Annotated in this window: 23 protein-coding genes; 8 read left to right on the forward strand and 15 right to left on the reverse strand. The window is 71.4% G+C overall.

Annotation, left to right across the window (positions count from 1 at the left end):
* A partial coding sequence (locus ACTIFU_RS14005) for a hypothetical protein (protein ID WP_439578932.1) occupies positions 1–375 on the reverse strand: 375 nt, incomplete at its 3' end.
* On the opposite strand from ACTIFU_RS14005, the gene ACTIFU_RS14010 reads away from it, so the two are divergent.
* Positions 374–1,267 (forward strand): DUF2272 domain-containing protein, encoded by an 894-nt coding sequence (locus tag ACTIFU_RS14010; protein WP_439578933.1) that lies wholly within the window; start codon positions 374–376, stop codon positions 1,265–1,267. The genes ACTIFU_RS14005 and ACTIFU_RS14010 overlap by 2 nt on opposite strands.
* A gap of 52 nt (positions 1,268–1,319) precedes the next feature.
* Here the strand turns inward: ACTIFU_RS14010 and ACTIFU_RS14015 are convergent, their stop codons facing one another.
* Positions 1,320–2,420 (reverse strand): enolase C-terminal domain-like protein, encoded by a 1,101-nt coding sequence (locus ACTIFU_RS14015; RefSeq protein ID WP_439578934.1) that lies wholly within the window; start codon positions 2,418–2,420, stop codon positions 1,320–1,322.
* Positions 2,421–2,574: 154 nt separating this feature from the next.
* The gene (gene hemC / locus ACTIFU_RS14020) at positions 2,575–3,591 is read right to left on the reverse strand and encodes a hydroxymethylbilane synthase (RefSeq protein WP_439578935.1); all 1,017 of its coding nucleotides are present in this window, start codon (positions 3,589–3,591) and stop codon (positions 2,575–2,577) included.
* A gap of 45 nt (positions 3,592–3,636) precedes the next feature.
* Between hemC and tsaD the strand changes: the two genes are divergently transcribed.
* Positions 3,637–4,665, forward strand: a complete 1,029-nt coding sequence (tsaD, locus tag ACTIFU_RS14025) for a tRNA (adenosine(37)-N6)-threonylcarbamoyltransferase complex transferase subunit TsaD (RefSeq protein WP_439578936.1) — start codon at positions 3,637–3,639, stop codon at positions 4,663–4,665.
* A 141-nt stretch (positions 4,666–4,806) separates the two neighbouring features.
* The gene (locus ACTIFU_RS14030) at positions 4,807–5,733 is read left to right on the forward strand and encodes a dihydrodipicolinate synthase family protein (RefSeq protein ID WP_439578937.1); all 927 of its coding nucleotides are present in this window, start codon (positions 4,807–4,809) and stop codon (positions 5,731–5,733) included.
* Here ACTIFU_RS14030 and ACTIFU_RS14035 read toward each other — a convergent pair.
* The 6 genes from ACTIFU_RS14035 to ACTIFU_RS14060 form a co-directional block, all read right to left on the reverse strand.
* Entirely contained in the window at positions 5,714–6,019 is a 306-nt protein-coding gene (locus ACTIFU_RS14035; RefSeq protein ID WP_439578938.1) for a chorismate mutase, read from the reverse strand. The two genes, ACTIFU_RS14030 and ACTIFU_RS14035, sit on opposite strands and share 20 nt — an antisense overlap.
* A 111-nt stretch (positions 6,020–6,130) precedes the next feature.
* The gene (locus ACTIFU_RS14040; protein ID WP_439578939.1) at positions 6,131–6,787 is read right to left on the reverse strand and encodes an RlmE family RNA methyltransferase; all 657 of its coding nucleotides are present in this window, start codon (positions 6,785–6,787) and stop codon (positions 6,131–6,133) included.
* The gene (locus ACTIFU_RS14045) at positions 6,784–7,824 is read right to left on the reverse strand and encodes a Ppx/GppA phosphatase family protein (RefSeq protein WP_439578940.1); all 1,041 of its coding nucleotides are present in this window, start codon (positions 7,822–7,824) and stop codon (positions 6,784–6,786) included. The genes ACTIFU_RS14040 and ACTIFU_RS14045 overlap by 4 nt, the downstream gene beginning before the upstream one ends.
* Positions 7,825–7,948: 124 nt before the next feature.
* A complete protein-coding gene (locus ACTIFU_RS14050; protein WP_439578941.1) occupies positions 7,949–9,457 on the reverse strand; it encodes a tripartite tricarboxylate transporter permease in 1,509 nt (502 codons plus the stop codon).
* A gap of 7 nt (positions 9,458–9,464) precedes the next feature.
* Positions 9,465–9,923, reverse strand: a complete 459-nt coding sequence (locus ACTIFU_RS14055) for a tripartite tricarboxylate transporter TctB family protein (RefSeq protein WP_439578942.1) — start codon at positions 9,921–9,923, stop codon at positions 9,465–9,467.
* A 51-nt stretch (positions 9,924–9,974) separates the two neighbouring features.
* Positions 9,975–10,988 (reverse strand): tripartite tricarboxylate transporter substrate binding protein, encoded by a 1,014-nt coding sequence (locus tag ACTIFU_RS14060; RefSeq protein ID WP_439578943.1) that lies wholly within the window; start codon positions 10,986–10,988, stop codon positions 9,975–9,977.
* Between the two features lie 234 nt (positions 10,989–11,222).
* On the opposite strand from ACTIFU_RS14060, the gene ACTIFU_RS14065 reads away from it, so the two are divergent.
* On the forward strand, positions 11,223–12,323 hold the full coding sequence (locus ACTIFU_RS14065; RefSeq protein WP_439578944.1) for an AbrB family transcriptional regulator: 1,101 nt from the start codon (positions 11,223–11,225) through the stop codon (positions 12,321–12,323).
* Positions 12,307–13,098: an SDR family oxidoreductase gene (locus tag ACTIFU_RS14070; protein ID WP_439578945.1), complete on the forward strand. Its 792-nt coding sequence runs from the start codon at positions 12,307–12,309 to the stop codon at positions 13,096–13,098. The genes ACTIFU_RS14065 and ACTIFU_RS14070 overlap by 17 nt, the downstream gene beginning before the upstream one ends.
* A 12-nt stretch (positions 13,099–13,110) precedes the next feature.
* On the opposite strand, the gene ACTIFU_RS14075 is transcribed toward ACTIFU_RS14070, so the two are convergent.
* Positions 13,111–14,079 carry an alpha/beta fold hydrolase gene (locus ACTIFU_RS14075; RefSeq protein WP_439578946.1) on the reverse strand — a complete coding sequence of 323 codons (969 nt, stop codon included), beginning with the start codon at positions 14,077–14,079 and terminating at the stop codon, positions 13,111–13,113.
* 114 nt (positions 14,080–14,193) lie between these two features.
* Between ACTIFU_RS14075 and ACTIFU_RS14080 the strand changes: the two genes are divergently transcribed.
* Positions 14,194–15,186 (forward strand): PdxA family dehydrogenase, encoded by a 993-nt coding sequence (locus ACTIFU_RS14080; RefSeq protein ID WP_439578947.1) that lies wholly within the window; start codon positions 14,194–14,196, stop codon positions 15,184–15,186.
* Here ACTIFU_RS14080 and ACTIFU_RS14085 read toward each other — a convergent pair whose 3' ends face one another.
* On the reverse strand, positions 15,187–15,870 hold the full coding sequence (locus ACTIFU_RS14085; RefSeq protein ID WP_439578948.1) for an FCD domain-containing protein: 684 nt from the start codon (positions 15,868–15,870) through the stop codon (positions 15,187–15,189). It abuts the gene before it with no gap.
* Between the two features lie 112 nt (positions 15,871–15,982).
* On the opposite strand from ACTIFU_RS14085, the gene ACTIFU_RS14090 reads away from it, so the two are divergent.
* Both ACTIFU_RS14090 and ACTIFU_RS14095 read left to right on the forward strand, forming a co-directional pair.
* A complete protein-coding gene (locus ACTIFU_RS14090) occupies positions 15,983–17,176 on the forward strand; it encodes a CaiB/BaiF CoA transferase family protein (RefSeq protein ID WP_439578949.1) in 1,194 nt (397 codons plus the stop codon).
* Between the two features lie 12 nt (positions 17,177–17,188).
* Positions 17,189–17,995 carry an enoyl-CoA hydratase gene (locus tag ACTIFU_RS14095; RefSeq protein WP_439578950.1) on the forward strand — a complete coding sequence of 269 codons (807 nt, stop codon included), beginning with the start codon at positions 17,189–17,191 and terminating at the stop codon, positions 17,993–17,995.
* A 400-nt stretch (positions 17,996–18,395) separates the two neighbouring features.
* On the opposite strand, the gene ACTIFU_RS14100 is transcribed toward ACTIFU_RS14095, so the two are convergent.
* The 4 genes from ACTIFU_RS14100 to ACTIFU_RS14115 form a co-directional block, all read right to left on the reverse strand.
* A complete protein-coding gene (locus tag ACTIFU_RS14100; RefSeq protein ID WP_439578951.1) occupies positions 18,396–19,460 on the reverse strand; it encodes an A/G-specific adenine glycosylase in 1,065 nt (354 codons plus the stop codon).
* A gap of 64 nt (positions 19,461–19,524) precedes the next feature.
* Positions 19,525–19,737 (reverse strand): hypothetical protein, encoded by a 213-nt coding sequence (locus ACTIFU_RS14105; RefSeq protein ID WP_439578952.1) that lies wholly within the window; start codon positions 19,735–19,737, stop codon positions 19,525–19,527.
* 216 nt (positions 19,738–19,953) lie between these two features.
* Positions 19,954–20,919, reverse strand: a complete 966-nt coding sequence (locus ACTIFU_RS14110) for a hypothetical protein (protein WP_439578953.1) — start codon at positions 20,917–20,919, stop codon at positions 19,954–19,956.
* Between the two features lie 8 nt (positions 20,920–20,927).
* On the reverse strand, positions 20,928–21,519 hold a 592-nt coding region (locus tag ACTIFU_RS14115; protein ID WP_439578954.1), incomplete at its 5' end, for a hypothetical protein.

Genomic DNA, 21,519 nt, shown 5'->3' on the forward strand with positions numbered 1-21,519 from the left:
GTCCACCGGGCGGGGCGGGGCATCGCGGCGCACCCCCAGCACGTCGCGCAGCTCCTCCCGGCCCCAGTCCATCTGCATCGTCGTAGTCGGGGACAGGCCGTGGAACCGGATCTCCTTGAGCTCCGACGCTGCGTATTCGTACTGGGCCGCGACCTGGGCGGCGAGCGCGGGGTTGCCGCCCAGCCGGCCTGGCGCATCGGCATAGTAGGACGAGGCCGAGTAGACCGCCGTATAGACCGGGTTGGAGCCGAACGAGATGCCCATCTCCGCGCTGACCGAGGGCGGCAGGAAGCCGATTCCCTGCGCCGGCGGGGTGCCTGGCACCTGGGTGCAGGCGGCGACGAGCGCGGTGGCGGCGAGGAGCATGCGGTGCATGATGGCGGTTCCCCTGGCTGGCGGTATCGATGTCGCAACTTCGCGCCGATCGGCCCGTCTGCCAATCCACAAACGCGCGAAGCGTCTCCTTCTCGCACCGCTTCTCGGCGCGCTGCTCTCGGCCTGCGCCGCGCTCGTCCCAGCGGAGGAGCCGCCCGTCCCGTATCCTGCCACCGCGCGCGATCGGCTGGTGCGCGTGGCCCTCGCCGAATGGGAGGAGTGGGGTCGGCAGTTCACCGACCACACCGGCTCGGTCTCCGGCGCGCCGGCCGGTACGGGCCGCACCGAGGACATGATCGAGGCCTTCCCGGCTCTGGTCGCATACTGGTCCGCAGTGCCAGGGGCCGAACCGACGGTTGCGCGCAACCGCAGCGGGTACCGCCTCGCGGCGACCGATCCCGCGCGCGCCCCTGCCCTCTGGGCGGAGGTGCCCTGGAGTGCCGCCTTCCTCTCCTTCGCGCTGCGCGCCGCCGGCTACGATCCGGTCGATGTGCCGGCCGCACCGGCGCACTGGATGGTGGTGGACCACCTGCTCGACCGCGCCGCGCGCTGGCCGGAGACAGCGGCATTCGTGCCCTGGCCGCCCGGCGCCTACGCCCCCGCGCCGGGCGATCTCCTCTGTGCGACGCGGGCCGAGGCGCGGGGGCGCTACGCCGGCCCGGCAGACCGCTCCCGGGAGGGCCGCAGCCCGGTGCCGATGCACTGCGACATCGTCGTCGGCAGGCGGGAGGGGGTGGTCGAGGCCGTGGGCGGAAATCTCGGCGATGCCGTGCGGATGAGCCTGCTGCCGGCCGACCCGGCCGGGCGGCTGTACCAGCGCGCGCCGCCCGAGGCGCCGGAGATGCCGGCGTGGTTCGTCGTGTTCGAGAACCGCGCCGGCCAGCAGCGCTGAGCCGCCCGCCAGGCCGCGACCGCGTGCAGGCGATCCGGAACCCGGGCGCCGGTCAGAGATCGGCCAGATGGGCCGCGACCGCGGCCTCGTTCCACTCCAGTCCGAGGCCGGGGCGATCGGGGATCTCCAGCAGGCCGCCCCGTACCTCGTAGGGACGTTCGAGAATCGGGTCGGCCCAGTCCTGCCATTCGAGCCAATGCGCGGTCTCGGTCACGCGCATCACGTGCGCGGCCACCTCCGGATACAGGTGCGTGGACATCGGCACGCCGCCCACCCCGGCGATCGCCGCGGCGCGCAGCCAGCCCGTGACCCCGCCGATCCGCATGAAGTCGGGCATCACCAAGTCGCAGGCGCCGAGCCGCAAGGCCCGGTGCAGATCCCGCGGGCCGTAGAAGTTCTCGCCGATCTGGATCGGTGTTCGGAGGTCGGTCGCGAGCCGCGCATGCCCGTCGAGGTCGTCATACACGAGCGGCTCCTCGATCCACGCAAGCCCACGGTCGTCGAGCGCACGGCAGCGGTCCATGGCTTCGGCGAGGTCCAGGCCCTGGTTGAAGTCCACCATCAGGGCGATGTCGTCGCCGACGGCGTTCCGCACCGCGTCCAGGGCGGCGAGGTCGTCGCGCGCGCGGGCACGCCCGAGCCGCAGCTTCAGCCCCGCGAAGCCGCCCTCGTCGCGGAGTGCGATCGCCTCCTCGCCCAGCGCCTCCGGGTCGTTCAGCCACAGCCCGCCGCTGTTGTAGGCCCGCACCGGCCCGACCGAGCCGCCGAGCAGCACGCAGAGCGGAACCCCTGCCGCCTTCGCCAGCGCGTCCCACGCGGCCATGTCGAGGCCGGAGACGGCGATCAGCGACATGCCCTGATAGCCGACGAAATGGAGCGACTTGCGCGCCAAGCCGAACAGGTCGACCGGGGCGAGGCGCTGACCGGCGAGCGCCGCGCCGAGGTCGTGCAGCGCGGGCACGAGATAGCGCATCGTCCGCACCGTATAGGGTTCGAGATAGGCCCGGCCGACGACGCCCTCCTCGGTGTGCAGGTCGATCAGGATGAGCGGCCAGTCGGTGATGGTGGCGATGCGCGCGACCACCGGGCGTCTCAGCCTGAGAATGACGGGCCGGGCGGTGATCGCCCTGAGTGTCAGCGTTGCCGGCGCCATCGGCTGGACCTCCCGTGAACGATCACCGGGGGTGGCGGGCAAGTCTCGGTGATCAGACCGGCTGCGTGATCGATCCGGCTACGAACGGCAGGGTAGCCCAGATCGGTACGGTCCCGTCCAGTGGGCTGCACGGACGGCCGGTGCGTCCCGCCCGCTACGCCGCGAAGATCGAGGCTGGCGAGTCGCGGCGCAGTTCGCGCCCGAGCTCGTGCCCGAGCCTGGCCGCATCCTCTGGCCGGCCGACGACCGCGCGCTTCAGCAGGAACGTGCCGTCCTCGGTCGCGACCAGGCCGACCAGACGCAGCGTGCCGTCGGCGCGGATTTCGGCGTGGCCGCCGATGGGGGTGCGGCAGGAGCCGTCGAGGGCGGCGAGCAGCGCGCGCTCCGCCCGGCTGACGGCCGCGGCGTCCGGATCCTCGATGCCGGAGAGGAGGTCATGCAGCTCGGTGTCCTCGGCGCGCACGGTGATGCCGACGATGCCCTGGCCGGCCGCGGGCACCATCATCTCGGGGTCGAGGATGGCGGCCGCCTCGTGCGCCAGCCCGAGCCGGCGCAGCCCGGCGAGCGCCAGCATGGTCGCGTCCATCGCGCCTGACTTCACCTTGTTCAGCCGCGTCTGCACATTGCCGCGGATCAGCGTGATGGAGAGGTCGGGCCGGCGATGCAGCAATTGCGCGGCACGCCGCACCGAAGAGGTGCCGACCACCCCGCCCGGCGGGATCGCGGCCAGCGGGTCGGACGGATCGGCCGGGCCGCAATGCGAGGCGAGGATGAGGGCGTCACGGGCGTCCTCCCGGGCCATGCAGCAGGCGAGCACGATGCCGGGGGGAAGTTCGGTCTCGAGATCCTTCAGGCTGTGCACGGCGAAATCGACCCGCCCGTCCAGCAGCGCCTCGTGGATCTCCTTGGCGAACAGCCCCTTGCCGCCGACCTCGGCGAGGCGGCGGTCCTGGATCCGGTCGCCGGTGGTGGCGATCGCGTGCTCCTCGAACGCCTCCGCCTGGCGCAGCACGGGGCAGAACCCGGTCAGCCGCGCCATGAACAGCCGTGTCTGCATCAGCGCGAGCGGGCTTGCGCGTGTGCCGACGCGCAGCGGCAGCGGGCGGCGGTCGTGGCGTGGCGTGGCGTGGCGGCGGCCGGCGTCGCTCTCGCCGGCTGGGTGGCGTGACATGGCGCGCGTCCCTACAACGCGGCCGACATGGTGGGAAGCGGGCGGATGTCATCCCAGGGTCACGGTGCGGTGCTGGGGATCGAGACCTCGTGCGACGAGACCGCAGCCGCGGTGCTCGATGGCGCGGGCCGCGTGCTGGCCGAGCGGCTCTGGAGCCAGACCGAGGAGCACGCGGCCTATGCCGGGGTAGTGCCGGAGATCGCCGCGCGGGCGCATCTTGCGCGCCTGCCCGCCATGATCGAGGCGGTGCTGGCCGAGGCGGCCGTGTCGCCCTCGGCGGTGGCGGCGACGGCGGGTCCGGGGCTGATCGGCGGGCTGATCGTCGGCGCCAATCTCGGCAAGGGGTTTGCGCTCGCCCGCAGGCTGCCGTTCTACGCCGTGAACCACCTGGAGGCTCATGCGCTGTCGGCGCGACTGCCGGGGCTGGCGGGTGAGGCGCCGACGTTTCCATATCTCACGCTGCTGGTGTCGGGCGGGCACTGCCTGCTGGTCGAGACGCGCGGGCCCGGGGCGCATGCGCTGCTCGGGCGGACGCTGGACGACGCGCCGGGCGAGGCGTTCGACAAGGTGGCGAAGATGCTCGGCCTCGGCTGGCCGGGCGGGCCGGCGCTTGAGCGTCTGGCTGCCGCGGGTGATCCGGATCGGTTCGCGCTGCCGCGGCCGATGCTGGGGCGCGCGGGGTTCGACTTCTCGTTCTCGGGGCTGAAGACCGCGGTGGCGACGATCGTCGCGAGCTATCCCGCCGGGGCGCTGCCGGAGCGCGACGCGGCCGATCTTGCGGCAGGGTTCCAGGCGCGCGTGGCCTGGACGCTCGCGGATCGCGCGCGGCGGGCGATGCGGGCGGCGGCCGGGTGCCACGTGCTGGTGGTGTCCGGGGGCGTGGCGGCAAACGGCGTCGTGCGGGAGGCGTTGCGGGCGACCGCGGAGGCCGAGGGGTTCCGGCTGGCGGTTCCGCCGCCCGCCCTCTGCACCGACAACGCGGTGATGGTGGCCTGGGCGGCGATCGAGCGTCGGCACGCCGGCGATCCGGGCGCCGACCTCGCGGTAGCGCCGCGCCCGCGCTGGGCGCTGTAATCCCCTCCGCACAACGCCTTGACCTTTGTGCGGACGGTGTTGCGCGCGGGGCTGGTGGGGCGGCCGGACCGGCAGCCGGCGCGTCAGCATGCGGGCGGATCCCGGATGGAGGCACCGTTCGGCTGCCCGTATGCTCGGCTCATGAGCGGATTCGCCGGCGTCTTTCCCTACCTCGTGTCCCCCATCGGCCCGGACGGCGCCGTGCTGGAGGCCGAACTCCGTCGCCTGGTCGACCACCTGATCGAGGCGGGCGTCCACGGCCTGACTCCGCTCGGCTCGACCGGCGAGTTCGCGTATCTCGACTGGGCGCAGCGCCGCCGCATCGTCGAGATCGTCGTGGATCAGACCGGCCGCCGCGTGCCCGTGGTCGCCGGCGTTGCTGCCACCACCACGGCCGAGGCCGTGCGCCAGGCGCGCGCATTCGCCGGGGTGGGCGTGGACGGCATTCTCGCGATCCTGGAGGCCTACTTCCCGATCCCGGAGGCGGGCGTGGTCGCGTACTTCACCGCGATCGCCGACGCGACCGACCTGCCGGTCGTGCTCTACACCAACCCGACCTTCCAACGGTCGGACCTGTCGCTCGCGGCGATCGAGATGCTCTCGCGACATCCTCGCATCGGCCTGATCAAGGACGCGTCCACCAACACGGGTCGGCTGCTCTCGATCCTGAACCGCACCGAAGGCCGGCTCGGCGTGTTCGCCGCCTCGGCGCACATCCCGGCCGCGGTGATGATGATCGGCGGTGCGGGATGGATGGCCGGTCCGGCCTGCGCGATCCCCCGCGAGAGCGTGCGCCTTTACGAGCTCTGCCGGTCGGGGCAGTGGGATGCGGCGATGAGCCTGCAACGCGCGCTGTGGCGCGTGAACGAACTGTTTGCCGCCCATTCGCTTGCGGCCTGCATCAAGGGCGCGCTGCAGCTCCAGGGCTTCGCGGTCGGCGATCCGCTGCCGCCCCAGGCGCCGCTCTCGGTCGAGGGGCGCGCGGCGGTGACGGCGGCACTGGCGCTCGCGGCGAAGGCGCTGGCAGAGGCACCGGCCCCCACCAGCGTCAGCCGGTCCCCCCCATGACCCGCGCCTCCAGGCGCAGCGCCTCGTCGTGGATCGCCTCCCAGATGCGCCGCGCGGCCTCGGAATCGAGCCCGCGCTCGTGCGCGCGCCCCGTGACGCGGGTGAGCACGGCGGCGAAGCGTCGCGGCGTCAGCGGCGGGATGCCGTAAGGCTGCTTGAGCCGCGCAGCCTGCGCCACCGCCGCGAAGCGCTGCGCCAACAGATCAACCAGCGCATCGTCCAGCGCATCGATCCGGGTCCGGACCTCGGCGAGGATGGCGTCGCCTTCGTCCACATCACCGTTCATTCCGGCACTCCAACAGAAACCATGACCGGGCGGCCGCAAGGCCCCCCGGACCCCCCGGGAACGACGACCTTGCGGAGGGGGGTCTGGGGGGACCACCGTGGTCCCCCCAGCCTACCGGAAACCCTGGGCCACCACGTAGGTCTCCGCGCTCTCCTTGCGACTGGCCGGCGGCTTTGCATGCCGCACGCTCGCGAAGCGTTGCTTGAGCGCGGCGAGCATCTCCCGCTCGGAGCCGCCCTGGAACACCTTGCAGACGAACCCGCCGCCGGGCGCGAGCACCTGCACCGCCACATCCATCGCCACCTCGGCCAGCGCCATGATGCGCAGGTGATCGGTCGCGGGATGGCCCGTCGTGTTCGGCGCCATGTCCGACAGCACGATATCCGCCTTGCCGCCGAGCGCCGCGACCGCCGCCTCCGCCACCGCCGGATCGGTCAGGTCGCCCCGCAGCACGGTTGCCCCCACGATCGGCTCGATCGGCAGGAGGTCCACCGCCACCACACCCGGTCCGGCGCGCTGCACCGCCACCTGGGTCCAGCCCCCGGGCGCCGCGCCGAGGTCCAGCACGCGCGCGCCCTTGCGCAGCAACTGGAACCGGTCGTCGAGCCCGATCAGCTTGAACGCGGCGCGCGACCGGTACCCCGCCGCCTGGGCCGCGCGCACATAGGGGTCGTTCAACTGGCGGGTCAGCCAGCGGACCGAGGACGGGTCCTTGCGCCGCGCCCCGCGAACCTTGACCGTCAGGCCGCGCCCGCCGCCGCGGCTCATGCCGCCGGCGGGCGATCGGCCGGGAGGTGGCGCGGACGATACGGCCGGCCGTTCGGCCGATCGCGGTCCGTGCGGATCAGCCGGATCAGCATGCCCTCGCGCAGGCCGCGATCGGCCACGGTCACCCGCGCGGCCGGCCACAGTCGCCGGATCGCGGCGAACACCGCGCAGCCCGGCAGCACGAACTCGACCCGCCCGGGCCCCACACACGGGTGTTCGAGCAGCCCCGGCCGGCCCATCGCGCAGAGCGAGGCGAGCGCGTCATCCGCCTCGGTGCCCGTGAGCGTGTGGCCGTCGATCAGCGCGCGCGCGTAGCGCGGCAGGCCGAGGGCGACGCCGGCCAGCGTCGTCACCGTGCCGGAAGTGCCGACGAGGCGCACCCCGCCGCGGCGGATCTCGTCGCCGATGCGGTGGATCTCGTCGAACGGCCGGAACGCGGCGACGGCGTCGTCCACCATCGCGGCGAATCCCTCGCAGGTGAAGGCGCGCTCGCCCCAGCGCTCGGCCAGCGTCACCACGCCGAGCGGCACCGAGGCATAGCCGATCACCTCGGAGGGCGGCTCGTCGCGGCGGCGCGCGCGCAGCCAGGCGAGCTCGGTCGAGCCGCCGCCGATGTCGAACAGCAGCGCGCGGTGCTCGGGCCCGGCCAGCAGCGAGGCGCAGGATTCCACCGCGAGTTCGGCCTCCTCACGCGGGCCGATCACCTCGAAGTCGATCCCCGTCGCCTCGCGCACCCGAGCCAGGAACCCCTCGCCGTTGGACGCCTTCCGGCAAGCCTCGGTCGCGACCGCGCGGACCCGCCGGGCGGGCCGGCGTGCCAGCCGTTCGGCGCACACGGCGATCGCGTCGAGCGCGCGCTCCATTGCCGACTCGCAGAGCTGCCCGGTCGTCGCGAGCCCCTCGCCCAGCCGCACCATGCGCGAGAAGCTGTCGATCACGCGGAAGCCGCGCGTGAGCGGAGTGGCGACCAGCAGGCGGCAGTTGTTGGTGCCGAGATCGAGCGCGGCATAGAGAGGCGGGCCTGCGTTGGTCCGCATATGGGAAAAGCCCGGCATCGCGGCGGTGGGGGTCCTGCGGTCCAGATCCCATGATCGGTCGGCGCGCGCGCGTCGGCAAGCGAATTGCAACAGTCCTGTCGACAATTCCCGGGCGGCGTCCGCGTCAGGCCGAGACCGCGTCGCCAAGGCGCCGGCGCCGGTCCTTCCACATCGAGACGCCGAGCGAGAGGATCATCAGCGCGAAGATCACCAGCGCCGCGGGGTGGTTCAGCACCTCGCGCCAGTCCCCGCCCGCCATCTGGTAGGCGCGCAGCAGTTCGGTCTCGATCAGCCTTCCGAGCAGCACGCCCACCACCACTGCGGCGACCGGGTAGCCGAAGCGCGACAGGAGCCAGCCCAGCACGGCAAAGGCGTAGAGCGTGATCGGCCCGGCATGCGAGCCCTCGATCGCGAAGGCGCCCAGGGTCGCAACCACCAGCACGCAGGGGATCAGGATGCGCAGCGGCAGGCGCACGATCGTCGAGGATGCGAACACGAAGGCCGTGCCGACGAACACCAGCAGCACCGCCTGGGCGAAGTTGGACAGGATGATCGCGTAGACGATGTCGCGGTTCTGGTCGATGAAGCGCGGGCCCCCGACCACGTTGTGCATGGCGAAGGCGGCGAGCAGGATCGCGGTCGCGCCGCCGCCGGGGATGCCGAGCGCCAGCATGGTCGCCATTGCCCCGCCCTCGGAGCTGGAGTTGGCGCTCTCGGAGGCGATCACGCCCTTCGGGTTGCCCTGGCCGAAGGTGCTGGAGTCCTTCGAGGTCCGCCGCGTCTCGGCATAGGAGAGCAGATTGGCGATCGAGGAGCCGACGCCGGGGATCGCGCCGACCATCGCGCCGATCGAGGCGCCGCGCACCAGCACGCCCGGGTGGCGCAGCGCGAGCGCGCCGCCCTGGAGGATGCGGCGCAGGCTGATCTGCCGGTCCTGCTCGGACTCGACCAGGAAGGTGGTGTTGACGAGCCCGAACAGCTGGCTCGCCGCGAGCAGCCCCACCATCGCCGGAATGGTCGGCACGCCGTCGAGCAGCCAGGGCACGCCCATGGTTCCGCGCAGGTAGCCGGCGGTGTTCATGCCGACCGTGCCGATGAGCACGCCCAGCGCCGAGGCGAACAGGCCGCGGCTGATCGAGGCGCCGCCGAGCGAGCCGAGCAGCACCATGCCCCAGACCGCGATCGCGAACATCTCGTAGGGGCCGATCATCAGCACCAGCTCGGCGAGCGGCTGCACCAGCACGAACAGCACCGCATAGCTCGCGAGCACGCCGAGGCAGGAGGCGACCAGCGCCACGCCCAGCGCCTCATTGTGCCTCCCCGCGCGCGCCATCGGGTAGCCGTCGAAGGTGGTGGCAACGGCCGAGGAGGTGCCCGGGATCCCCATCAGCACGGCCGGCACCGAGCCGCCGAACCCCGCGCCGGTATAGACCGAGGTCAGGAAGATGATCGCCGGCAGGAAGTCCATGTAGAGCGTGGCGGGCAGCACCAGCGCCATCGCCATCGACACCGACACCCCTGGCAGCGCGCCGAACACGAGGCCGATCAGCAGTCCGGGGATCACCCAGATCCAGGCGTCCAGCGAGCCTGCCAGCAGCGCGACCGCCGAGCCCGCCGCCGGAAGGTCGATCATCGCGCGCTCACAGGATCACGGTGAGCAGCGGGTAGGGGATCATCGCCTTGAAGGCGAGGACCACCGCCGCCACGAACACCGCGGGGAACAGGGCGAGCATCAGCGGCCGGCGCTCGCCGCCGATCGCGATGACGACCGTCACGAACGCCCAGGCGGCGATGTCGTAGCCGATCCGCTCGACGCCGAGGATGAACAGCCCGAAGGTGCCGACCAGCGCCAGCACCTTCGCCCGCTCAGACCAGGTCTGCGCCGGCGCCTCGCCGCTCCGGTCGCCGCGCAGGCAGGCGAGCGCGATGATCGCCCACAGCACCAGCACCAGGATCGCGGTGGGCTGAAGGAACAGCAGGTTGTGCGGATGGAGCGAGACCTTGCGCGCGTCGATCAGATAGGCGAGTGCGACGGCAGCGAGCGCGGTGACCAGGGCGAGATGGCCCCAGGCGATCCGCCGCTCAGCCGATGGCTGCATCCGACCGTTCCCCCCGCGGTGGCGGCGGGGCCGTCCGGCCCCGCCCGCGCGTCAGGCCTGCTTCAGCAGGTCGACGTATTTCTGCATGGTGCTGAAGGCATTGAGATAGGCGCGGTTCGACGCCTCGGGCCCGTACCACGTCGTGGCCAGCTGCTGGCCCCTCAAAGTCGCAACGCATTCCGGAGCCTTGGTCGCGCGCTCGATCGCCGCCTCGAGCACCTTGTAGCGCTCCGGCTGACGCTCGACGAGGCGGCGCAGCACCACGAAGCCGCGCTGCGAGCCTTCGACGAACTCCGGGGCGATGGTGTTCGCCTTGGCGTGGTCCGCCCAGAGTGCCGCCTCGGGAAAGAAATCAGGATCCTTCTGGTCGGAGAACACCATCAGCGGCTTGATCCGCTCGCGCAGCGGCAGGAAGCCCTCGCCGCCGACGAAGCCGACATCGACATGACCGCCCACGGTCGCGGTGCGCGCCGGGCCGCCGCCATCGGCGTAGGTGACAATGCGCGCGCGGCTGCGGTCGATGCCGTGTCCGGCGAGGAACAGGGCAAGGTTGACGAAGTCGGCCGAGGCGGGTTGCACGCCGAGCGTGAGGCTGCGCGGGTCGCGCTTGAGCGCGGCGACCACGTCGTCGATCGCGTTGATCGGCTTGCTCGAGGCCGTCGCGGCGAGCGTGGCGTCGCGCGAGGGCAGGTTGATCATCCAGAAATCCTCGGCCTTGTACTGCGCGTTCTGCAGCAGGATGGTCTGCGGAATGAATGGCGCGGCCGAGTGCACCATCACCATGTAGCCGTCATCCGGCTGCTGGAGATAGAACATGTTGCCGAGCATCGTGCCGCCGCCGGGACGGTTCACAACCGTAACCGGTTGGCCGAGCTGCCTGGAGAGGAACGGCGCCATCGCGCGCGCGTAGCGGTCGTTGTAGCCACCCGTGGCGAACGGCACGAGGATGGTGATCGGCCGGTCGGGGAATGTCTGGGCGCGGAGCGGCAGCGGGGCGGTCAGCGCCGCCCCGGCGGCGAGGCCGAGCGTGGCGCGGCGCGAGATCGTGGGCTTTCCCGACGTCATCGATGAGGTCCTCCCGTGGGCCGCGGCGAGGCGCGCGGCATTGGCGTCATGCTTGCGCCAATTCTCTACGGGGTCAAAGTGTCAACCGTCAACGGTTGGCGATTCGGCCGCGCTCCCTCATCCCCCGCGGCGCAGAAGACAGGGAACCGCCGCACGCCTGTCAACGGTTGACACTTCGCCGCCCGAGAGGAACCTTGCAGGCCCGATGCCGCCTCCCTGCCTCCTCTGCCCGGCATGAGCGACGCCACCCCACCCGCCCGTCCGGCCTGGCCTGCCGGCGCGCCGACCGCCGACCTGGTGCCGATCGCGCTCGCGCTCGCGCTCGGCCTGGTCGGCGGGGCGATCGCCTGGCGGCTCCGCGTCCCGCTCGCGTGGATGATCGGACCGTTGGTCGTGACCGCCGCGGCGAGCCTCGCCGGCTGGCGGCTCGCCCCGGTGCCGATGGGCCGCGAACTCGGCCAAGCGGTGGTCGGGGTGGCGATCGGGCTGCGGATGACGCCCGCGGTGCTGACGAGGGTCGCCGAACTGACGCCGGCGATCGCGGTGGCGACGGTCGGCGTCATCGCGACCACCACGGCGGCGGCGTTCCTGCTCCGCCCGCTGGGCCGGGTCGATCCGCGCACCGCCTTCTTCGCGACGGCCGCGGCCGGCATGGCCGACATGGCGCTGGTCGCGCGTCGGCATGGCGGCGATGCCGACGCGGTCGCCACCGTGCATGCGATCCGCGTCGCCGGGATCGTGCTGGTGGTGCCGATCCTGGTGGTCGCCTTCGGCAGCGGCGGCGAGGTTGACGACACCCCGCCCGTCGGCGCGCATCCGCTGGCGCTGTTCCCAGTGCTCGCGCTCGCGGTCGGCTGCGCCTATGCGCTGAAGCCGCTCGGCTTCCCCAATCCATGGCTGGTCGGGCCGATGCTCGGCACCGCCGTGTTCGCCGCGATCGATCCGTTCAAGGCCGCGGTGCCGTGGACCGCGCTCGTGCTCGCCCAGCTCGCGATCGGCATCGCGCTGGGGACGCGGTTCAGGCGAGAGAGCCTCGCGCGGCTGCCGCGTGTGGTGTTCGCCGGCACGGTGGTCGCCGCGCTGCTGATCGTCGCCTCGGCGGCCGGGGGGGCGGTGCTGTCGGCGGCGACCGGACTGCCCTTCGCCGTGTCGTTCCTGTCGCTCGCGCCCGCGGGCATCACCGAGATGGTGCTGACCGCGAAGATCATGCGGCTCGACGCGACGGTGGTGACGGCGTTCCAGATCGTGCGCATCGCCCTGATCGCCGCGACGGTGATGGTGATGTTCCGCATCTACGGATGGATCGCGAGGAAGGTGCATGGATCTCCGATATGACGGCCGGCGCGTGCTGGTGGTGGGCGCCTCGGCCGGCATCGGCGCGGCGACCGCGCAGCTGCTCGCCGGGGAGGGCGCCCGCCTGCTGATCGCCGCGCGCGGGCAGACGGGAATCGAGGCGGCGGCGGATCGGATCGCCCGCGCGACGGGCACGCGCCCCGCGACCGCCTCGGCCGACATCACGCAAGGAGGCGAGGCGGAGCGCCTGGTCGCGGTTGCACGCGAGTCCCTCGGCGGACTCGATGCCGTGATCGACTGCGTCGGCGGCTCGATCCGTTCCACCTTCGAGGCGCTGACCGACGAGGACTGGCTCGGCAACTACAGCTTCAACGTCCTCTCGGCCGTGCGCCTGGTGCGCGCCTCGCTGCCGCTGCTGCGGGCAGGCCGCGACCCGGCGATCGTGATTCTCGGCGCCGCTTCGGCGCGCATGCCCTATCCCGGCCAGGTGGTCTCGAACGTGCACAAGGCCGGGCTGCTCGCGCTGGTGAAGACGCTCGCGGGCGAGTTCGCCGGCGACGGCATCCGGGTGAACGCGGTCGCGCCGGGGCGGACGCTGACCCGGCTCTGGACCGAGCGCGCAGACCGGCTCGCTGCCGAGCGCGAGGTGACGCGCGAGGCGATCATCGCCGAGTTCGCGCACGAGATCCCGCTCGGTCGCTTCGGCGACCCGGAGGAGGTCGCGGCGATGGTGGTGTGGCTCGCAAGCCCGCGCGCGGGCTACGTCACCGGCCAGACCGTGAACGTGGACGGTGGGATCGCGCGAGGCTTGCCGTAGCGCGTATCCGCCTCACCCCGCGAACGGCGCCGGCTCGCCGCCGGCGAAGAAGCGCCAGAACGGGTCGTAGACCAGGTCGGGGCGGTGCTCGGCCGGGTAGTGCCCGGTCGGGATCGCCCAGCCGCGCAGGTCCGGCGCCCAGGGCCGCCACGCGTCCAGCACCTTGAAGTGGCGGCCGCAATGGCTGTTCGAGCCCCACAGCACCAGCACCGGGCAGGCGATCGTCTTCCTGCCGAAATCGTCCGAGTCCATCGCGAAATCGACCGACACGGTGGCACGGTAGTCCTCGCACACCGCGTGGATCTGCGCGGGCGTGGTGCAGCGCACGTACTCGGCCATCGCCTCTTCCGAGAAGATCTCGAGCCCCACGCCCTTCTTGTTCAGCTTGTAGCTGATGTAGTAGGGCAAATCGGCGCACAGCAGCGTCTCCGGAAACGGCGCCTTCTGCGCCATGAAGACCCAGTGGTAGCTCTCCAGCGCCCAGCCGAGCGAGACGTTGGTCAGCACGTGGTGTGTCGGCACGATGTCGAGGGCGGCCAGGCGCGTCACGACATCGGGGTGGTCGAGGGCCATGCGGAAGCCGACGCGCGCGCCGCGGTCATGGCCGGCGACCGCGAACCGGTCGAAGCCGAGTTCGCGCATCACCGCGAGATTGTCCTCGGCCATGGCGCGGAACGAGTAGCCGCTGTGATCGCCCCCGCCCTCGGGCTTGTCGCTGTCGCCGTAGCCGCGCAGATCGGTCGCGACCACGGTGAAGCCCTGCGCGAGCGAGGGCGCGATCTTGTGCCAGGAGACCAGCGTCAGCGGATTGCCGTGGATCAGCAGCAGCGGCGGGCCTGCGCCCGCGGTCGCGACGTTGATGCCCACGCCGCCGACGACGATGCGCCGTCGCGCGAAGCCCGGCAGCAGGTCCTTGCCCCAGGGGATCAGCGGCGCGGGCGCGGCGGGGTCGGGGCGCGGCGGACGGACGTCGTCGGGCATCGTGGTCTCCTCCGTTGCCCGCAGCCTTCGACCGGCGCGGGACGGGTGTCAACAGTCGACGATTGACCTTGAAGGCCGCCTCCGCTTCCCTGGCAGCGGCAACGGGAGGGCGCGATGGCGGCTCGGATCGGGTTGATGCTGGGCGACGCGACGGGGATCGGCCCCGAGGTGGCGGTGAAGGCGCTGGCGGCCGGGCCGATACCGGACGCGCGCGTGGTGCTGTTCGCGGACCGGCGTGTGCTCGCGCTCGGCGAGCGCGAGGCCGGGGCGACGCTGCCGGTCCGGCTCTGCAACGGCCTCGACGCGATCGACGACAGCGACCAGACGATCCCGCTGATCGACCTCGCCAACGCCGATCCGGCCGCACTCGGCCGCGGCGCGGTGAACCCGGAATCGGGCCGGATCGTCGGCGAGACGCTCAGCCGCATGATCGACGAGGCGATCGCCGGGCGGCTCGATGCGGTGTGCTTCGCGCCGCTCAACAAGAAGGCGCTGCACGACGGCGGGTTCGCCTATCACGACGAGCACCAGATGTTCGCCGCGCTGACGCGCCACCGGGGCTTCTTCGGCGAGATGAACGTGATCCCGGCCTTCTCGACCTTCCGCGTCACCTCGCATGTGTCGCTGCGCGAGGCGCTGGGGATGATCACGCCCGAGCGCATCACGGCCGCGGTCGAGCTCGCCGACGCCACGCTCACCCGCATGCTCGGCCGCCGGCCGCGCCTCGGCGTCGCCGCGCTCAATCCGCATGCCGGCGAGAACGGGCTGTTCGGCCGCGACGAGATCGAGATGATCACCCCGACGCTGGCGACGATCCGCGCGAACGGCCTTGACTGCACCGGCCCCATCCCGGCGGACGTGATCTTCATCCGCGCGCGCGACGGGGCGTTCGACGGCGTGGTGTCGATGTATCACGACCAGGGCCAGATCGCGACCAAGCTGCTCGGCTTCAACCAGGGTGTCACGGTGACGGCGGGGCTGAACGTGGTGTTCACCACGCCGGCGCACGGCACCGCGTTCGACATCGCCGGCAAGGGTATCGCCGATCCAGGGGCGATGCGCCGAGCGCTGGAGCTGGCCGCGACGCTCGCGCGCCGCGCCGCCTGATCAGATCGCCGCCTCGACGACCCCGATCGCGTCGAGGAAACGCCGCTTGCCGCCGACGATGTGCACCTCGCCGGCCGCGCGCGCGCCCGACGGGTCGCCCTTGCGGATCGCGTCCAGGATCACCCTGTGCTCGGCATTGCTCTCGGCCATCGCACGCGCGCTGAACAACGACTTGCGCCGCGTCAGGTGGCTCTCCTTCACCAGCGCGTCGTACATCTCCTTGGCGCGCGCATTGCCGGCGTAGTCCATCAGCGCGTCGTGGAAGGCGAGGTTGTGCTGGTAATAGGCCTGCGCATCGCCGGCCTCGATCGCGGCATCCATGTCCTCGATCAGTTGGGCGAGCTGCGCGCGCTGCTCGGCGGTCGAGGCGGCGGCGAGCCGGGCGCAGACATAGCCTGTGAGCAGCCCGCGCATCTCGGAGATCTCGAGCGCCTGCTCGACGCTGATCTCGCGCACATAGACGCCACGGTTCACGCGCGCCTCGACCAGTCGTGTCTTCTCGAGCCCGCGCAGCGCCTCGCGCACCGGTCCACGGCTGACCCGCAGCCGCGCGGCCAGGTGCTGCTCGTTGATCCGTTCGCCGGGCGTGAGCTCGCCGGTCAGGATCAGCCGCTCCACTTCGCGCTGCACGAGCGATGTGAGCGACTGGGTGCGCACGATATCGAGCGGCAGCGTATCGAGCATGGAGTGTCCTCTGCCAGCGTCGCCGGCAAAACTCAAACTGTTGACAGTTTACAGCAATTCGGGCCGATGGTAAGCACATACCATCGATCGCAACGCCGGGGACCGTCGTCGCATGCCGACTCCTGCCGCCTCGTACACGCTCGCCGGGCTGCGCGTGCTCGACCTCACCCGCGTGCGCGCGGGCCCGACCTGCGTGCGCCAGCTCGCCGACTGGGGGGCGGATGTCATCAAGGTCGAGATGCCGCCCTCGCTCGAGAGCGGCGAGGGGCTGGGCGGGCCGCGCCACGGGCCCGACTTCCAGAACCTGCACCGCAACAAGCGCAGCCTGACGCTGAACCTGAAGGCGCCCGAGGGGATCGAGATCTTCCGTCGTCTGGTCAGCAAGGCCGACGTGGTGGTGGAGAACTTCCGGCCCGACGTGAAGTCGCGCCTCGGCATCGACTACGAGACGCTGAAGGCGGTGAACCCGCGCATCATCCTCGCCTCGATCTCGGGCTTCGGCCAGGACGGGCCCTACGTGAGCCGCCCCGGCTTCGATCAGATCGCCCAGGGCATGGGCGGGCTCATGTCGATCACCGGCCTGCCCGGCCAGGGCCCGGTGCGCGTCGGCATTCCCGTGGCCGATCTCTGCGCCGGCATCTTCGCCGCCCAGGGCGTCCTGCTGGCACTGATCGAGCGCGAGAAGTCGGGTGAGGGCCAGTGGGTGCAGACCAGCCTGCTCCAGGCGCAGATCTTCATGCTCGACTTCCAGGCCGCGCGCTGGCTGGTCGACAAGGAGGTGCCGAAGCAGGCCGGCAACAACCACCCGACCTCGATCCCCACCGGTGTGTTCCCGACCTCGGACGGGCACATCAACATCGCGGTCGCCGGCGGCCCGATCTGGGAGCGTTTTGCGCGGACCATGGGGCGCGAGGACTGGCTCACCGACCCGCACTACGCCAAGGCGGCCGACCGGTCGAAGAACCGCGACGCGCTGAACGCCGAGATCGCCGAGCTGACCAGGACGAAATCCTCGGCCGACTGGGTGACGCTGCTCAACAAGGCCGGCGTGCCGACGGGGCCGATCTATTCGATCGACCAGATGTTCGCCGATCCGCAGGTGCAGCACCTGAAGATGTCGGCGGCCGTCGACAGCCCCGTGCGCGGGAGGATGGAGCTGGTTGCCCAGCCGATCGTGCTCTCGCGCACCCCCTCCTCGCTCGCCGCCCCGCCGCCCGAGGCCGGCCAGCACACCGACGAGGTGCTCGCCGAGGCGGGGTATACGCCCGCCGAGATCGCCGAGTTCCGTTCCCGCCAGATCGTCTGAAGGACCCGCGCCATGCCCGACGGAGTGCTGCTCAAGACCGACAAGATGCTCGCCCACAAGGCGGACGGCATCGGCACCATGACCTTCAACAACCCCGAGCGGCGCAACGCCGTCTCGATGGAGATGTGGGAGGGGGCGGAAACGATCCTGACCGACTTCCGCGACGACCCGTCGGTGCGCGTGATCGTCGTCACCGGCGCGGGCGACAAGGCGTTCGTGTCGGGCGCGGACATCTCCAAGTTCGAGAGCGAGCGCAACTCGATGGAGGACGTGAAGCGCTACAACGACCAGACCGCGCGCGTCTACGACCTGCTCTACGCGCTGCCCAAGCCGACCCTCGCGCAGATCAAGGGCTACTGCGTCGGCGGTGGTGCTGCCCTCGCGGTGTGCTGCGACCTGCGCATCTGCGGCGAGGACAGCCGCTTCGCCATCCCGGCCGCCAAGCTCGGCCTCGGCTACGGCTTCACGGGCATGAAGCGCCTTGCCGACATCGTCGGGCCCGCCTTCGCCAAGGAGATCCTGTTCACCGCCCGGCTGTTCGACGCCGAGGAGGCGCGCATCATGGGCCTGGTCAACCGGGTGGTGCCGAAGGATCAGGTCGAGACGACGGTGGCGGACTACGCGCGCACGATCTGCGAGAACGCGCCGCTGACGGTGTCGGCGGCGAAGCAGATCCTGAACGAGACGCAGAGGGACGCCGACGCGCGCGACATGGCCAAGGTCGATGCGCTGGTCGCCGGCTGCTTCGCCTCGGACGACTACAAGGAAGGGCGGCGCGCCTTCATGGAGAAGCGCAAGCCGAACTTCCAGGGACGCTGACACCGCACGCGGGTACGGGCGCGGGCAGCGCATCCGGTCCCTCCTCGGGACACCCCTGCGACATGGCCTGATGGGCGTAGAGCGACGCGCGTACGACGACGCGGCGTTCTGCGATCGTCGTTTGGGCGGCTGAAGGCCGGGCGTCAGACGCCCGTCGCCTGTCAGGCGACGAGCCTTTCGGCGCGGCATACGATCGCTCCTTCAACTCCAGCCTAGGGCCCAACGCACGGAATTTTCGACAGTCCCGGAGCGCCGCGCGCCCGAAAAAACCAGTGGGGGACGACGCTCGTCCCCCACACCCCCTGCACCACCTGCGCCACGTCCTGACGCAGACGCCGGCTACACTCCTGTCCACGCCGCGCTCCCGCGCCTCCATCCGCACCCCGCCTGAAACCGACCCCTACGCCGCCAAGACGCTGAGCCCCACCCGCGCCGCCTTCGCCATCACCCCCGGCAACCCTGCCGACAACACCTCCCCGCGCCCCACCACCTCGCCTCCCGCCGGCAACGCCGACACCCGCCCGGCCACCACGCGCAGCGCCAACGCGAAATGCGTGAACACATGCCGCACCTCCCCAGCCGATACCCACTCGGCCCGCGCCGGCGCATGACGCTGCGCCTCCGCCTCGCCCCACACCTCCCCACGCCACGGCGTGCCTGGCAACTCCAGCATCCCCCCCAACAACCCCCGCGCCGGACGCCGCCGCAACAACACCCGCCCGCCCTCGTCCTCCAGCCAGAACGCCACCCCGAACCGCTGCGGCCGCTCGGGCTTCGGAACCTTCCGCGGCAACGACTCCGCCAGCCCCGACGCCAAGCCCGCGCACGCCCTCCGCCACGGACAGAGCGCACAGGCCGGCCGACGCGGCGTGCACACCGTCGCCCCGAGATCGAACAACGCCTGCGCGAAATCCCCCGGACGCGCGCTCGCCGGCGCCTGCGCCCCCACCTCGCGCGCGAGCGCCGCGAGCCGCCCCTTCGCCCCCGGCAGCGGCGCCTCCACCGCGAACACCCTCGCCATCACCCGCTCGACATTGCCGTCCACCGGCACCGCCGGACGGCCGAACGCGATCGCCGCCACCGCCGCCGCCGTGTACGCGCCGACCCCTGGCAGCGTCGCGAGTCCAGCCTCGTCGCACGGAAACCCGCCGCGCTCGGCCACCACCTTCGCCGCCGCGTGCAGGTTGCGCGCCCGCGCGTAGTAGCCGAGTCCGGCCCACTCCTGCGCGACCTGCTCCCAGGGCGCGGCCGCCAGCGCCTCGACCGTCGGGAACCGCGCCAGGAACGCCCCGAACCGAGGCCCCACCGCTGCCACCGTGGTCTGCTGGAGCATCACCTCCGACAGCCAGACCGCATACGGGTCCGCCGGCTCGCCGGGCCGCGCGCGCCAGGGCAGCGCGCGCCGGTGCCGGTCGTACCAGGCGAGCAGGGAAGCGGCGTCGGGATGGACGGTGTTGGAGGGCATGGGCGGCTCGAAACGACCAAGCCGCAGGATGCCCTGCCTGCCCGAGCCGCCCAAGAGCTCTTGGCTATAGCGCGAAGAGAACCATCACCACCGCCCAGAGAGGCGCGCCGGCCAGCAGCACCAGCACTGCCGGTCCGATCGCCGCGAGGAGGACGCCGAAGGCCATGAGCCCGATCGCGGTGACCGTTACCGAGATCGCCGCCTCCACGAGCTCGACCAGGAGAAGCCGAAGCCGTTCGCTCTCCTCGCCGATCCACTGGCTGACGTTCAGGACCATGTCCGCTGTCTCCCTTCCGCTCGCGCAAAGCGCTTCCGTCACCGGTCAGGGCGGCGAGAAACGGGCGCTCCCGCCATTCCCCGAGCCGAGTTTCGGCCCCGCGTCCGTCAGATCCTGTCGTGCGTGCTTCTCCACGGAGCCGCGCGCATATGTTGCGGCAACCGGCACGCTCCGGTCCGATCGACAAGGAAGGCGGCTCGAAGGGATGGCGGGCGTTCACGACGCGCGCGACTCCAACGCGTCGGGAACTGGCCTGATCTCGACGAACCCGACGTCCTGGACTGGCTCAACCCTCTCGAACGCGACGCGTTCGGGATCGGAGCTGATCAAGCCTTGCCGGATCATCATCTCCCGGCCGCGGCAGATGTGCAGCGCATCGCGGAGCGCCTTGCCCGCCGCGATGATCTCCCCGTCGTTGCCTCGATCGTTGGCAAGCCGACGGAGCATGAGCTCGGGGTCGGTCAGCACGGAATGAAGCTGGCTGCGCATCCTCTCGATGGTGCCAACGGTCCCCCGCAACATCTTCTCGGCTGCGTCTCGCTGATTGAGGGCGAGATGCAGCGACGAGGCCGTGTACGTCGCGCGCGAGGCGCTCGCGATGAGGTTTGCGAGTTCGGCTGGGACCGTCAACGCCCACGGCAGACCACAGTGGTCTACTACGTCGACGAGGTGTTGGGCTTGGCTCCGAATCTCGCGCGCCGCCCAATCGGCCCCTTCCATCGCCCCGATCAGCGCGCTGCGCTCGCCATGCCGGTGCGCGGTCACCGCTGCTGTGACGGAGCTTTCGAGGCGATTGAGGGGTGAACTGCGCATGCCCTCAGTGATAAGATCCACCTTCGGCAGGAAGCGCCTCAACATCTCAACCGTGCCGTCAACGCTCCGCTTGATCTCGGCAAGATCGCGCTCAATCCGCCGTAAGCTGAGCGCGGTCGCCGCATTCTGTGCGACCGCAACGACACCGAGAAGCTGCGTGATGCCGATCGCCTGAAGCAGCGGCGCCAATGGGGGAAAGCCATCGAGAACAGTGCGGTCGGCCGGCAGATTCTCCAACCCGCGCAGAATGTAGCGAATCTGCTTGCTTCCGGCCTCACGAACCTGGATGCCGGCCACTTCGAGCTCGCCGGATGCGATGCGGCTGCAGATGTCGCGACCAGCCTCCGCCGTGATCGAAATGATGCTCATGGATGACCTCAATCCCGGAAGGCTGTTGCGGCGCGTTCGTCGCGCAGCCGGCGGCGCGTCAACGCGATGGTCGCGACCACGGGGCGCAGAACGCGATATCCCGGCCCGGCAAGCTCGTAGACAATCCAGAGACTGGACAACGCCGTCACGACCGGTGCGAGAACCGCACCGCCGACGGCAAACGGCAACCCTCTGGCGGCGATCAATCCCAGGAGCTGCGCGCCCGTTACGCCAACGCCCGGCATGGCGACCAGCGCGCCCCGGAGCGGCTCGACGGCGCCACCGAGCTCCTCGATGACTGTCACTCGTTTTTCCGGCGCGAGTTTCTCCCAGTCCTTCAGTACTTTGCGCAGAATGGCGCCCTCGACACGCCATGCAGGCTGGTCCGGGCCACGATCCTGCTTGTCAACGCCGATACTGCGGGCGGTCTCCGCCACGACCTGCCGATAGTTCACTTTCGTCCCGAACTGCCGCTTCAGATCATGACTGCCCCACCACAGGATCTCGTCGGCAATGGCACGGGCATGCGGCTTGAAGTCCGCCTTGTCGGGAAGACGATGCGCAGCATACGCGCGCGGCACCTCTCCGGGCCACCAGGTC

The organism is Elioraea sp., from assembly GCF_051860475.1.
Taxonomy (GTDB): domain Bacteria; phylum Pseudomonadota; class Alphaproteobacteria; order Acetobacterales; family Acetobacteraceae; genus Elioraea.